This is a genomic window from Rectinema subterraneum, from assembly GCA_009768935.1.
GTDB classification, from domain to species: domain Bacteria; phylum Spirochaetota; class Spirochaetia; order Treponematales; family Rectinemataceae; genus Rectinema; species Rectinema subterraneum.
Genome location: WESA01000021.1, coordinates 1 through 14,139, shown reverse-complemented (window position 1 = coordinate 14,139; position 14,139 = coordinate 1). Strand labels below are relative to the sequence as shown.

Here is a 14,139-nt window from a genome sequence, read left to right as displayed (position 1 = left end):
TGCTCTTGCCGTATACTGGCTTGTAGTATACTGTTATTGTCTGTTCGCAACAACGCAAGCAATATGATAAAGGTGTATATACCATGCCATTGAACTGTGGAATAGTCGGTCTACCAAATGTAGGAAAATCGACGATTTTCTCGGCGCTTACGAGCGCAAAAGCGGAAGCTGCCAATTATCCTTTCTGCACAATCGATCCGAATGTGGGCATTGTGCCTCTGCCGGACAAGCGCCTGGATCGGCTGTGCGAGATTTTCAAGCCCAGACGAAAAGTACCTGCAGTTGTGGAGTTTGTGGATATTGCAGGGCTTGTTCGCGGTGCTTCGAAAGGCGAGGGGCTGGGCAACCAGTTTCTCTCCCATATCCGGGAAGTGGGCATGATCGCGCATGTTGTGCGGTGTTTCGATGATCCTGATATCATCCATGTGGCAGGCAAAGTGGATCCTGCTGATGATATCGATGTGATCCATACTGAGCTGGCGCTTGCCGATCTCGACAGCATCGATCGCAGGCTCGATAAATTGAATCGTCAGCTCAAAGTACAGGATCCCAACCTGAAAAAAGATACCGAAAAGGAGATTGCTGTACTGCAGAAGGTCAGGCCGGCACTCCAGGAGGGCAAGCCAGCATTCACGGTTGACCTTGAGCCTGAAGAAATCGAATTTGCGCGTCGCAGCTTTCTTATGACTATGAAAAAGGAGCTCTTTGTCTGCAATGTCGACGAATCGGGAGTGCATGGAAACAAATATGTCGATATAGTGAAAGAAATTGCAGAGAAGCAAGGTTCCGAGGCAGTGGTCATATGCGGTAAATTCGAAGCTGAGCTTGCTGACATAGAAGATCCTGCGGAACGCGCCGAGTTCCTTGCTGGAATAGGCCTCGAAGCGCCAGGGCTTGCGTCGCTAGCGCACGCTGCGTATCGGCTCCTTGGTTTGCGCACCTTTTTTACCGCAGGTGAGGATGAGTGCCGCGCATGGACGATTCTTGCGGGCGACAAGGCTCCCGCAGCCGCCGGGGTCATTCATACCGATTTTGAGAAAGGGTTCATCAAAGCTGAGGTCTACCACTACGACGACCTCATCCAGTATGGCTCGGAAGCCGCTGTCCGCGCTGCAGGGAAAATGCGCCAGGAAGGGCGTGAATATGTCGTGCAGGATGGCGATATCATGTTCTTCAAGTTCAATGTCTGAGCCTTTGGAGAAGGGGGAGCCTGTTGGGCAGGGCAGCATAGAGCAGGGCTTTTCTCCGGCTGGTGACGAAAGCGCGCCGCGATTGCTGGCGCTTGGCTCATTCCCGTCAATCCGGTCCAAAGAAAAAGGCGAATACTATGGGCACCCGCGCAACCATTTCTGGCCGATTCTGGCTGCCTTTGCGATGGAAAGAGGAATTGTATTGCCCCCCGGGTCGCTCGATAATTATTCCGCAAAGATTGCGCTTGCAAGCAGTCTGGGGCTTCTTATTTGGGACATGGTGCAATCGTGCCGCAGACAGACAAGCGCTGATGGTGAGCTTGAAATCGTCGCGCTCAATGATATCCGGGATCTGCTTGGACAATATCCTTCTATAAAATGGGTAGGACTCAATGGCGCACTTGCTGCCTCTCTTTTTATGCGCCATGTAGTATCGCCAGAGAATCGCCTGCTTGCAAGAAAAGCTCTGCGCATGGCCGGCGGCAGAATCAGCATCGAAATAGGCGGCCAGATGCGCAGCATCATGTACTTGCCATCCACCAGCCCTGTGCCGTCGCGCAATTTCCGGTCAACCATAGACAAGCAGCACATCTGGTTCGAATTCCTTGGCGCGTGATTGACCTGAGTCCTTTTCTCCTGCATTTTTTCACATTCCGAACAGCTATACATATGTCAAGCATACTTGCCTCGACTCCCCTCGCCGCAGTATGCTTTTACCGCAATGGACAAGCTCATCATCAAGGGTGCACGCGAACATAACCTGAAAAATATCGACCTTGAATTGCCGCGCAACAAGCTCATAGTTATCTCGGGCCTTTCCGGTTCGGGGAAGAGTTCTCTGGCGTTCGATACTATTTTTGCCGAAGGCCAGAGGCGCTATGTCGAATCGCTTTCGGCATATGCGCGCCAGTTCCTGGGACGCATGGACAAGCCCGATGTCGATTATATCGAAGGCCTTTCACCGGCTATTTCTATAGAGCAAAAGACGACCACCCGGAACCCGCGTTCAACCGTGGGGACCGTCACCGAAATCTACGATTACTTGCGCCTGCTTTTTGCGCGCATTGGTGTGCCGCACTGCCCATCCTGCGGGCGGGAAATCCGTGAGCAGAGTGTCGACCAGATTCTCGATGTCATATTGTCATGGCCCAGCGAGACCAAATTGCAGATTCTGGCTCCAGTTATCCGCGCCCAGAAAGGCGAGCATCGCAAGGTACTTGAAGATGCACTCAAGCAGGGCTTCTTGCGGGCACGCGTTGATGGGCAGTTCATCGAGCTCGAGGTGCCCCCAGCGCTTGAAAAGCAAAAAAAGCATACTATCGAATTAGTTGTCGATAGAATACGGCTTTCTGAAGAAAGCAGGCGGCGGGTTGCCGAAGCGGTCGAGACAGCACTCGGCATTGCCGATGGCATAGTCACGGTGATTCGCGAAGGGAGCGGAGCGCAAGAAGGCCAGCTCAAAGAAGAATTTTTCAGCCAGAAAGGCGCCTGCCCGGTCTGCGGCATATCGTTGCCCGAAATGGAACCGCGCCTCTTTTCGTTCAATGCGCCACAGGGAGCCTGCCCCGCTTGCGCCGGGCTCGGCATGAACATGGAGTTCGACCCCGACCTCATAATCCCCGATAAAAGCCTTTCTTTCAACGAAGGCGGATGTATTCCCTACAATCCGACATCCGCATGGAACCGCTCCCGCTTTGAAGCGCTCGCGCATCATTACCATTTCAGCCTCGATACGCCCTTTGAATCGCTTCCTGAAAAAGTGATGCACGCCATCCTCTATGGCAGCGACGAAGATATCCATGTTCGGTATGACAACAGAGACCGCACGGGTCACTTCGAATACCAGTCGAAATTTCCTGGCATTTTGGCAGATTTGCGCCGTCGCTACATGGAATCGACGAGCGATGAAATCAAGGACTGGCTCGAATCCTTTATGATCGAAAAGGAATGCGAGGTCTGCCACGGAAAGCGGCTCCGACCGGAGGCGCTTGCAGTAACTATAGGTGGTAAAAACATCTATGACATAACCTGCATGCCCGTTGGCGAAGCGGTTCAGTTTTTCGAATCGCTCAAGCTCACCCCGACTGAAGCGCAGATTTCGAAGCTCATTCTGAAAGAGATAGTGGCGAGGCTCGGCTTTTTACGCAATGTCGGGCTCGATTATCTGACGCTCGAGCGCAAGGCGGCGACGCTTTCGGGTGGAGAAGCCCAGCGTATTCGCCTTGCGACGCAGATCGGAAGCTCGCTTGTCGGCGTTCTCTATATCCTTGATGAGCCATCGATCGGCCTTCATCAGCGGGACAACCAGCGCCTTATCGATACGCTCACCTACCTGCGCGACCTCGGCAATACGCTCATAGTAGTCGAACACGACGAGCAGACGCTCCGCACCGCGGATTATCTCGTCGACCTTGGACCCGGTGCCGGCGAGCATGGCGGCTATGTTGTTGCGCAAGGGACAGTCCCCGAAGTCATTGCTCATCCCGATAGCCTTACCGGACAATATCTGGCTGGAACGCTCAGAATCGACGTGCCGAAGGTCAGACGCCAGGGAAATGGGGCCTATATCACGGTGAAGGGCGCCAGCGAGCACAACCTCAAGCATATCGATGTGAAAATCCCGTTAGGAAAATTTGTCTGCATCACGGGCGTATCGGGCTCGGGCAAGAGCACGCTGCTCTCCGATGTACTGTATCCTGCCATTTCCAACCGCATCATGCGCTCTTCGCATCGCGAAGGAGCTTTCGAGGCAATCCATGGGCTCGAGCACATCGACAAAATCATCAACATCGACCAGAGCCCCATTGGCCGCACACCGCGCTCGAATCCTGCGACCTATGTCGGCGTGTTCACGCCCATCCGCGAGCTCTTTGCAAGCCTTCCGGAATCGCGCGCACGCGGATGGAAGCCCGGCCGCTTCAGTTTCAATGTAAAAGGCGGGCGCTGCGAGCACTGCCAGGGCGACGGCACCATCAAAATCGAAATGAATTTTCTGCCGGATGTTTATATCACCTGCGAAGTCTGCCATGGGAAACGTTTCAATGCCGATACGCTCGATGTGCGTTTCAAGGGGAAGAATATCGCAGATGTGCTCAATATGACCGTGGAAGAGGCGAGCGGATTTTTTGCGCATATCCCTTCGATTGCCCACAGACTGAAGACAATGCTCGATGTTGGCTTGGGATACATTCGCCTGGGACAGTCTGCGCTGACGCTATCTGGTGGCGAAGCCCAGCGAGTCAAGCTTTCCCTCGAGCTGGCGAAGCGCGCGACAGGTCGTACCCTCTATTTTCTGGATGAGCCTACGACAGGCCTGCATTTTGCTGATGTCCGCCAGTTGCTGGAGGTAATCCATCGCCTTGTGGACAGCGGTAACACAGTCGTCATGATCGAGCATAACCTCGATATCATCAAACAGGCCGACTGGGTCATCGACCTCGGGCCGGAAGGCGGGGATCGAGGCGGCATGATCGTTGCAGAAGGCACGCCCGAAGATATTGCGCGCTGCAAACAATCCTACACGGGGCAATATCTGGGACCAATGCTCGAAATATCGGGACCTCGCTAAGCTGATTCTTGCCTTTCCATTCCTCTTCCATGTACGATACCAGGCGATGCGTCGCATACTCTGCATTTTTGGCTTGCTGTTCATTTTGATTCTATTTTTGCCGGCACAGGAGGCTGTAAACCAATCGTCTCCCGCCGAAGAGTCTACGGCGCAGCAAACAGATACACAATCCATCCCCACAGCGATTTCCGCTTCTCCGGTTCCTGAAGATTTCGCCCGCAAAACTTTGCGCTTTAGAATTGCCGCAGCGACGATCTACGAGCTTCGCGATATCGCGGCAGAATATGGGCTTTCTGCAGACGGAACAGCCGATGAGCTCAGAGCTCGCCTTTTTGCCCATTTTGGATTCGAGCCAATTCCAAAAGTCAAGGGCGATGTTTCCATGACTATCGAAAAGGCCGGAAATGTTCAGTATTTTACAATTGAAAATGGCACCAAAGAGATACGCGTCAATGGCCCTCTAGAGATTCGCTTTGCAGACTCGCAAGGAACGATTCACCGCATATCGGCGCAATACCTTGTGTTCAACAGGGATACAAACGAAGTACAGGCGGCTGGCAATGTCGAGTACACAAGGGAAACGAAAACCAGAACCGATATTTACAAGGGCCAATCCATCGCTGTGAATCTCGATGAATCCTCTGGCGTGTTTGTCGATGGCTCGTTCAATATGGAACCAACCGGAGCGGAAAGCCGAACACTGATTGTCCATTTTGGCACACTGATTTCCAAGTCCGAAGAGGTGGTTTCGCTTGCGAATGGGTCGCTTACCGCATGCGATGCGATTGATCCGCACTATATTCTGCGCGCGAAAAAAATATGGCTGTTCGGTTCGGGCGATTGGGCGGTAGTCAATGCGACTTTGTATGTCGGCAGTATTCCGGTATTGTGGCTGCCGTTTTTCTATTATCCTTCAAAAGCGTCCGTGTTTCATCCCGTAGTCGGGTTCCGGTCCCGTCAGGGCGGCTTTGTTCAGACAACGACCTATGTAGCGGGAACCCAGGGCGCGGAAGCTCGCCAGTCGTCTGCATTTTCGCTTCAGCAAGGGGCTACCGGCTCATTCGGCACATATGTCTCAAGAACGCAAACAACCACAGAACAAAGCGATACGTCATCGCTTGCCGTGCTTGTCGATGCATATTCTTCTCTTGGCGCCTTTGCGGGCTTGCGCGGAAAAAGCGCATCCCGCTTGCCTGTCAATCTCAGCTGGCTTGTCGGCGTGGGGCTGTCGCGTTCTGTTTTTCTTGAGTCGACCGGCTACTATTCGCCATACGATTGGGCAGGAAACTACAAATCGGTATGGAATGACTGGAAATTTGGCTCAATTGCTCTGCCGGTGAGGTTTGTGACCAGCTTTGAAGCGTCTTCCAGGCGGAATGCTTCGGGGCTGAGCTGGAAGGTGAGTCTGCCGTTCTATTCCGATCCGTTCATCGATCAGGATTTTCTGGATCGCAAAGAGTCCTATGATTTCTTCTCGATATTCGGTGGCGCGAGCAGTACTGTGAGCGAACGCACTTCATTTGTCCAGAAAGCCAGCCTTTCATGGTCATGGAGAGCGAAGAACACTCAGAAACCTCTGACATTCAATCTAAGCAACCTCTCTTCATCGCTCAGCTGGAAGAGCAAATATGCATCGACAAGCGGAATGACAGCGGCACAGCTTCGTCTCAATGCAGTCAATCCACAACGGCATTTTTTCTATCCAGAAAATGCGCGCGTGGTAGATACGACATTCTCTGCTTCCGGCATCATCGCGCGGAGCAATGCTGCTTCATTGGGGTGGACCACTTCCAATGCAATGTATATCGAAGATCGATTCTATAGCTTTGCCTGGCAGAAACCGCAGGATATCGACTTTAAAAGTTGGTACTGGCTTCTGGGCAGCCGCAATAATGCCAGCTTGAATTCTCAGCTTTCTGTCGAGAAAGCTGCTCTCGATTTTCAATTTTCGAGCGGCGTAAGCGGGCAGGTGCAGTATCGTCCGTATTTGTATGACGAGCGCGTTTCTCCCACAACAGTACATCCATTCAAGCTCGCTGACTATGGCTACAACACGGCGAGCTGGAATGCCGGGACGAGCATCATATGGTCGCCTCTGCGAAATATCGATATGCTCGCTGCTTCAAAACTCCAGTACTCATTGTCCGGCAAAATTGCCATGGTGAGCTATGAAGGCCTCGACGGCAGTGGTGTCAATGCAAACCCTGTATATAAATTGAATTGGCTTTCATGGGACGATACCATGATACGCGATCACTCCATACTCGCCGAGCTCGCAGCAAAAATCGGCTCGACATCGGAACGCTTGAGTTTTAAAATCGCCTTGCCTCCTCTCCTCGAGAATTACACATTCTCTCTATCTTCCGCCGCCGGAATTGCCAGTTTCGGAGCGGCGTATATCATTTCCCGCCAATCTTCGCTGGCTGACCTCAAGTCAACTTCGCTTGCCGGAAATGTCTCGTTGCAGCCATTGAAACAACTGCGATTTGCGGCGAACGCAGCCTGGGATTTTGATGCGAATGCGCCACTCAGTGTGAGTGCCGACATCACAGCCTGGTCCTTCAATGCTCGCTTCACCGCGCAGAAAGCCAATGGCTATACATTTAAAAGTGGCTCATGGATCCAGGACGGGACGCAATATTTCAGACCTTCTACTGTTTCGCTCTCCTGGAAACCGGTGCTCATGATGAAGCCGCCGCAGGATATCAGCGACAAGCTGGTGTGGTATTTCGAATTTGGGAGCGCTCTTTCGCTCAGTCAAAATCTCATTCAATACACAAATGCCATATTTGGCTCTGATTTTCGCATTTCCCTCAAGAATTCGGGCGGCTTGTCCCTCGATCTTTCGGTCTCATCGATCAATAAATCTTTCTGGAGGTATTACGCGGGGCTGCTCCCTGTAGCCGGTGATCTCGATCCCGAAATATATAAGAGAAACTTTTTCAATGACTTGCTCGACAGCCTTTCGATTTGGGACAGCGCACGTCTTCAGCGGACACTCTTCAAGCTGCAGAAGCTTTCGCTCACACTTGCGGTCGATGCCCACGACTGGGATCTTGCCGGAAGTATCGCTGCGGGGCCGACACTGATCACGCCGGATACAGGACGGCCTTACTACCAGATGGACGTGTCGTTCAGCATAGCTGTTACCTGGAAAGATATATCCGCGATCAAGAGCTCAATCAATTACAGCGAAGGCGCCTTCCGCGAATAATACGCGCTCCGCAAGCAGCGCGATGACTGGAAAGAGTAAGTATATCGTAGTATATTAAAAGTAATAGCGCATTTTTTCATGAATCAGGAGAGCGATTGAGTCCTTCGCATATAGTACTTGAAGATACACGCCTTCTCGCGGAACTCTGTGGTGCAAACGACTACAATCTTTCTGTGTTGAGCAGCCTTCTTGGCGCGCGGGTGCTGAGCAGAGGGAACGAGCTTTTCATCGAAAGCGAGAATGACGAGGTTGTCGGCCTTTTCTCGCAGCTTGTCAGTGCAATCGGAACCTCGATTGAAGATGGAGTTCCTGCCACGCCCGAACTCATCATTGCCCTTCATGCAGAGTTGACGCCCGAAGGGAAACAGCCTGACGACAGAGGAGATCAAAGCGCGCCAGAAGAGAACGAAAGCGGTATTTCGAAGTTTCTCGATACCTGCATCCAGATTCCGAACGGGTTTGGCAAAGTTTTCCCCCGTTCCTCCGGACAGAGCTTGTATCTCCAGGGCATTGCGATGCATGATCTGGTATTTGCGATTGGTCCTGCAGGAACCGGCAAAACCTACCTCGCCATGGCGTATGCGCTGCGGGAACTTCTAGCGAAAACAAGAAGGAAGCTTATTCTGACCCGCCCCGTCGTAGAGGCGGGCGAAAGCCTTGGCTATCTTCCAGGTGACCTGGAGCAGAAAATCAATCCTTATCTCAGACCCCTCTATGATGCCATGGAAGCGCTTGTTCCATATGAAACCATTCGCCGTCTCGAAGAGAGCAGGGCGATTGAAGTCGCGCCGCTTGCATACATGCGCGGTCGCAGCCTTACCAATTGCATTGTGATATTGGATGAGGGACAGAATACGACAAAGGAACAGATGAAGATGTTTCTGACCAGGCTCGGCGACCATACCAAAGCGATCGTGACAGGGGACATTACTCAGATCGATCTGCCAAAGAAAAACGAATCTGGCCTTGTCCATGCTGTTACCCTGCTTGAGCATATCGATGAAGTATTCGTGAGCAGGCTCGATGCGCGCGATGTCGTGCGAAGTCCATTGGTGCGCAAGATTATAGAAGCATATGAAAAAGAATAATGATGAGCTGTTTTTCAGTTCCCTCCTGAGGCAGCTTGCTTCGATGGCGCCGTCGATGTGGTACTTTCTGGCGGCAATCGTCATTGCAGCGGTCGGCCTTGTATTTTTGGGGCCTTCTGCTCTTGGAAGCCGCAATTCGCTCAGATCCATCCAGCCAGGCAAGGTAGCCGATTCCGATGTGTATGCGGGCAAAGATACAGTATATGTCGATAAGGAAGCGACCCAGCGGAAAATTCTGGCTGAAGAACGGCTTGTGCTTGCCGTCTTTGTCCTCGATGACAAAATCACATCAGCGGTGCGCGAAAAGGCCGAAGCATTTGCTTCGTATTATAGGCAGCTTGCTGGGGAGCCTGGAGGGGTAGATGCGCTGAGCCTCCTTTTGCGAAGCCGTTTTCCAGACTTGTTTCAGCCGGAACTGTACACTGTTCTGGTGCGCGCGAAATTGAATGCCCAGGCGTTTGTCTATGTCAGCGATATTGTTGAGAGTATGCTGGGGAAAGGAGTTGTATCCCTCCCCGATGGAGTTTTCGATCAATTCAATCCCAATTATTACGAGCTTGTCCGCACTTTGGGGACCAGGCAGGAGAGTGAACAGCTGCCGGTGAATGGCATGATTACGCTTGCGAATCTGGGTAATCGGCTAGACGATGAAATGGATGCACGGCACGTTCCGGAATCGATGAAACAGTATGTGCGCCTTCTCGGGAAAGCGCTTCTGCGAGAGAATGTATTCTTTGACCAGGGTCTTTCGGAAAAGCGCATTGCAGCGGCCCGCGCGCGGGTGGAACCGGTGACACGGTTTGTAAGCCGAAACGAAATTCTCGTCCGGAAAGGCGAACTGGTCACACCGGAATTATATCAGCAGATAAAGACAATACGTTCGGCGATTCTGGTTTCCGATGTCGGCGTATTGATGACTGGGCTGGGACTGCTCCTTGTGGCTTCACTGCTCGGGTTCCTGCTCGCCAGAGTGAAGGATTTGTCCGATTTTCCGAGCGACAGGTCTTCGCTGCTGTTTTTGCTTTCTTCACTGCTCATTTTATTGTACTGGATTCTGGTGATTCAGAATGTGATTGACAGCAAGAGTCTTTCGCGTGGAGCGCTGTTTGTGCCAGCTTCTCTGTTCGCGGGGCTTGTTTCGTTGCTCTACGGGCCGCGGACGGGCATTTTCTTCAGCCTGATTTCATTTTTTCTGACGGGTGCGGCGACAAATCTGAATGCGCAGTTCATGATCGGCATTCTTTTGGCAGGAATATCTGCGACGCTGACCATGCGGACTGCCCGAACGAGAATCATGCTCGCCCGCGCAGCAATTTTCCAGGCTATAATACAAGCATTGCTTGCAATAATACTTCTGCTCAACCAGAAACCGAATGCAGCAGAGCTCATCCAGTCTATGGGTCTTGGAGCGCTCAATGGTTTTGCAGGCGGCTCGTTCATTCTGCTCCTGCTGCCTCTTTTCGAGCGTCTTCTCGACAGGGCTACACAGTTCCGCCTCATGGAACTCGCTGACATCAATGCTCCAATTCTCAAGGAAATGCTCTCGAACGCTCCGGGGACATATGCCCATTCGATACAAGTCGCGCATCTCGCAGAAGCCGCAGCCAAAGATATCGGCGCGAACCCGCTTTTAGCCCGGATAGGCGCATACTATCACGATATTGGAAAAATCGAGCACCCTGAATATTTCACGGAAAACCAAAAAGGCGTCAATCGGCATGATGATATCAACCCGTCGCTTTCCGCGAGCATTATCCGGCGACATGTGAAAGATGGTGTCGAGCGTGGTCGGGAGATAGGACTTCCGAAAGAAGTCATTGAGATTATCGGCCAGCACCACGGCAATTCGGTTATGGAAGCCATCATCAGCAAAGTGAAAGACAGCGTCTCAGAGGCGGATGTGCAGTCTTTCAGCTATCAGGGAGAGCATCCGAAAAGCAAGGAAGCCGCGATCGTCATGCTTGCCGATACTGTGGAAGCCGCTTCCCGTTCGCTGAAAAACCCAAGCTCAGCCAAACTCGAGCAATTCGTTCATCAGCTCATTTTGCATAAGCTGAACACCGGCCAGCTCGAAGACAGCGAGCTCACTATGCGCGACATCCGCATCACCGAGGAGGCTTTTTCGAGGATTCTGCAATCCCAGATGCATACCCGGATCGAATATCCAGGCCAGGAGCAGCAATGAACGGGAATGAAGTCTTTTATTCAGTAATTGGAACCGACGAGCCTGCTTGGGCGCAGCGCGCTGCTAATTATGCGCTGTCTGTGCTCGATGCGCTTAAAAAACAGAACTGGCAGATTTCGCTCACATTCTGCGATGATGCAACCATGCAATCGCTCAACCGAGACTATCGGAACATCGATGCGCCGACAGACGTGCTGTCGTTTACCCTTGGAGAACTCGAACATGTAAACGATGGCGAAGATGTTTTTATCGCTGGCGATGTAGTGATCAGCGTTCCGGCTCTCTACCGCAATGCGGAGGATTTTGGCGTAAGCGCGGACGAAGAGTTGCGGAGGCTCATCATTCATGGCATTCTTCATCTGTCAGGCATGAATCATGAAGATAATGAGCCGGATCAGCCAATGATGCATCTCCAGGAACAGCTCTTGGGCCAGCTGGGAGGAAATTCGATTCTATGAGTCTTCTTTCGCAGATATTTAAGCCGCGCGCGAAGACAGAATTGTCGAGCAATGAATCAGTCGAAGAACAGCGCGAAATGATCGAAGGAGTGGAGCATCTTCCGGAGAAAATAGTCAAAGATGTTATGGTGCCTCGGACAGATACCGTCTGTGTCGATAACACAACTTCGATAGATGAGATACTTGCGATATTGGTAGAGTCGGGGCATTCGCGAATTCCGGTGTATTCCGATACAATCGATAATATTGTGGGTATTCTCTATGCGAAGGATGTGCTTGCGGCACTTGTAAAAAAAGAGCCCCTCGAGCTTAAGCGCCTGATCCGCCCGCCTTATTTTGTGCCCGAAACAAAACGAATCGACAGTCTTTTAAAAGAATTCAAGCGCAGACACGTGCATATTGCCATTGCAGTGGATGAGTACGGCGGAACCGCTGGCATAGTGTGTCTTGAAGACATTATCGAAGAGATCGTTGGCGAAATTCAGGATGAATTCGATGAAGAGACAGAACAGGTAATAAAAGTCAGCGAAAATACATGGCGTTGTGATGCTCGCATCAGGCTCGAGGACCTTAATGAGGCTATTGGCGCGCAGCTGCCCATTGGAGAATACGATAGTCTGGCCGGATATGTGTTTGATCTTTTCGAGCGCATTCCTGCGACCGGAGAGCAAGTCACTGCAGGAGACCTTCAGTTCACTGTGGAAGCAATGGAAGGGCACCGCCTCACCATTGTGCGCATAGACAGAATTCTCGTTTCATAATATAAAACGGCATTTCAAATATCAATTCAACTTGCATGATTCGATAAACAGGTATAGAATTTGAATGCTGACATTCTGCCGGCATCATGAAAAAGAACAATCCCTAAAAGGAGGGACACATGAATTCCTACATAAAAGAAGTGCTGGATGGACTTCGCGCTCGCTATCCATGGGAAAGCGAGTTCCTGCAGGCTACAGAAGAGGTTCTGGAATCTATCACCCCGCTCATTGAAGCAGAGCCGAAATATCGGCAGCAGAAGATATTGGAGCGCATTGTCGAGCCAGAGCGAGTCGTGATGTTCCGTGTTCCCTGGGTGGATGACAAGGGCGAATACCATGTCAATCGCGGCTACCGGGTTCAGTTCAATTCGGCGATCGGGCCGTATAAGGGCGGGATTCGCTTCCATCCGAAAGTTACGCTTTCCACCCTCAAATTTCTGGCATTCGAACAGATTTTCAAGAATTCGCTCACTGGGCTTCCGATGGGCGGCGGCAAGGGCGGATCGGATTTCGACCCGAATGGCAAGAGTGACAACGAGATTATGCGCTTCTGCCAGAGTTTTGTAACTGAGCTTTTCCGCCATATCGGACCGGACACCGATGTCCCTGCTGGTGATATCGGCGTTGGTGGGCGCGAGGTAGGCTACATGTTCGGCCAGTACAAAAGGCTTGCAAACCAATTTTCCGGCGTGTTTACCGGCAAAGGATTGTCGTTTGGCGGATCTCTGATCAGGCCCGAAGCGACCGGATTTGGCGCGGTGTATTTTGCAGAGGAGATGCTCAAGCTTCGCGGCGAAACGCTTGAAGGCAAGACTGTGTCGGTATCAGGCTTCGGAAATGTCGCATGGGGCGCCTGCATCAAAGCCAGCCAGCTCGGTGCAAAGGTCGTCACCATTTCCGGGCCGGACGGCTATGTGTACGATCCTGATGGCGTCGGAACGCAGGAAAAGTGGGACTATCTCGAGGAAATGCTCATCATCGACCGCAACAAAGTGGAAACCTATGTCAAGAAATTCCCCAAGGCCGTCTTCTACAAAGGCAAAAAACCATGGGAACAGAAGGTCGATATCGCGATGCCCTGTGCTATCCAGAACGAGCTCAATGGCGAAGATGCCAAGATGCTTATCGCCAACGGCGTAAAAACTGTCGTCGAAGTTTCGAATATGGGATGTACGCCGGAAGCATGGAAGCTCTTTATCGAAAAGGAGATCCCGTTCGGGCCTGGCAAGGCAGCGAATGCGGGCGGTGTCGCGACAAGCGGCCTTGAAATGAGCCAGAACTCGATGCGGCTTGCTTGGAGCGCTGAAGAAGTCGATCATCGCCTGCACGAGATCATGACCAACATCCACAAGAGCTGTGTTGAAACCGCAGCCAAATATGGCTTTGAAGGCAATTACATTGTGGGAGCGAATATTGCGGGCTTCAAGAAAGTCGCTGACGCAATGATTGCGCAGGGGCTGGTGTAATTGCTTAGGCTCTGCGGATCCTAGGTAAGCTCGAGTCATAAATCAGCGTAAACTGTGCAAGAATGGGCGGCTTTCGAAAGAAGGCCGCCTTTTTCGTTGTGCGCCCGGCAGGGCGCACTCACTAGCGGGTGCGGCAATACATTGCCAAGTCCCGTCTGGGCCCGGTAAGGGGAACCAGTAGCCGAACGCCAAGGGTGTCCATCGCGAGG

Annotated in this window: 9 protein-coding genes; all 9 read left to right on the top strand. The window is 52.0% G+C overall.

The window, feature by feature from the left end; genetic code table 11:
- The first annotated feature begins 83 nt into the window (after positions 1-83).
- Complete coding sequence (ychF, locus tag GAP13_RS06830; RefSeq protein ID WP_158907525.1) at positions 84-1,190, top strand: redox-regulated ATPase YchF; 1,107 nt, start codon at positions 84-86, stop codon at positions 1,188-1,190.
- Positions 1,183-1,806 carry a DNA-deoxyinosine glycosylase gene (locus GAP13_RS06825; RefSeq protein ID WP_158907523.1) on the top strand — a complete coding sequence of 208 codons (624 nt, stop codon included), beginning with the start codon at positions 1,183-1,185 and terminating at the stop codon, positions 1,804-1,806. Before ychF ends, GAP13_RS06825 begins: the two co-directional genes overlap by 8 nt.
- A 105-nt stretch (positions 1,807-1,911) precedes the next feature.
- On the top strand, positions 1,912-4,758 hold the full coding sequence (gene uvrA / locus GAP13_RS06820) for an excinuclease ABC subunit UvrA (protein WP_158907521.1): 2,847 nt from the start codon (positions 1,912-1,914) through the stop codon (positions 4,756-4,758).
- Positions 4,759-4,804: 46 nt separating this feature from the next.
- The gene (locus tag GAP13_RS06815) at positions 4,805-7,972 is read left to right on the top strand and encodes an LPS-assembly protein LptD (protein ID WP_158907519.1); all 3,168 of its coding nucleotides are present in this window, start codon (positions 4,805-4,807) and stop codon (positions 7,970-7,972) included.
- Positions 7,973-8,067: 95 nt separating this feature from the next.
- Positions 8,068-9,060, top strand: coding sequence for a PhoH family protein (locus tag GAP13_RS06810; protein WP_158907517.1), 993 nt, complete (start codon positions 8,068-8,070; stop codon positions 9,058-9,060).
- Positions 9,047-11,245 (top strand): HD family phosphohydrolase, encoded by a 2,199-nt coding sequence (locus GAP13_RS06805; RefSeq protein WP_158907515.1) that lies wholly within the window; start codon positions 9,047-9,049, stop codon positions 11,243-11,245. Before GAP13_RS06810 ends, GAP13_RS06805 begins: the two co-directional genes overlap by 14 nt.
- Entirely contained in the window at positions 11,242-11,703 is a 462-nt protein-coding gene (gene ybeY, locus GAP13_RS06800) for an rRNA maturation RNase YbeY (RefSeq protein ID WP_158907513.1), read from the top strand. The genes GAP13_RS06805 and ybeY overlap by 4 nt, the downstream gene beginning before the upstream one ends.
- Positions 11,700-12,464 (top strand): hemolysin family protein, encoded by a 765-nt coding sequence (locus tag GAP13_RS06795; protein WP_158907511.1) that lies wholly within the window; start codon positions 11,700-11,702, stop codon positions 12,462-12,464. Before ybeY ends, GAP13_RS06795 begins: the two co-directional genes overlap by 4 nt.
- Before the next feature lie 119 nt (positions 12,465-12,583).
- Complete coding sequence (gene gdhA, locus GAP13_RS06790; RefSeq protein WP_158907509.1) at positions 12,584-13,930, top strand: NADP-specific glutamate dehydrogenase; 1,347 nt, start codon at positions 12,584-12,586, stop codon at positions 13,928-13,930.
- The last annotated feature ends 209 nt before the right edge of the window (positions 13,931-14,139 follow it).

Bases quoted from the DNA above. Each gene is read 5' to 3' on its own strand.
- GAP13_RS06795 (WP_158907511.1), top strand. From the start codon at position 11,700: ATGAGTCTTCTTTCGCAGATATTTAAGCCGCGCGCGAAGACAGAATTG.
- ychF (WP_158907525.1), top strand. From the start codon at position 84: ATGCCATTGAACTGTGGAATAGTCGGTCTACCAAATGTAGGAAAATCG.
- gdhA (WP_158907509.1), top strand. From the start codon at position 12,584: ATGAATTCCTACATAAAAGAAGTGCTGGATGGACTTCGCGCTCGCTAT.
- GAP13_RS06825 (WP_158907523.1), top strand. From the start codon at position 1,183: ATGTCTGAGCCTTTGGAGAAGGGGGAGCCTGTTGGGCAGGGCAGCATA.
- GAP13_RS06815 (WP_158907519.1), top strand. From the start codon at position 4,805: ATGCGTCGCATACTCTGCATTTTTGGCTTGCTGTTCATTTTGATTCTA.
- ybeY (WP_158907513.1), top strand. From the start codon at position 11,242: ATGAACGGGAATGAAGTCTTTTATTCAGTAATTGGAACCGACGAGCCT.
- GAP13_RS06805 (WP_158907515.1), top strand. From the start codon at position 9,047: ATGAAAAAGAATAATGATGAGCTGTTTTTCAGTTCCCTCCTGAGGCAG.
- uvrA (WP_158907521.1), top strand. From the start codon at position 1,912: ATGGACAAGCTCATCATCAAGGGTGCACGCGAACATAACCTGAAAAAT.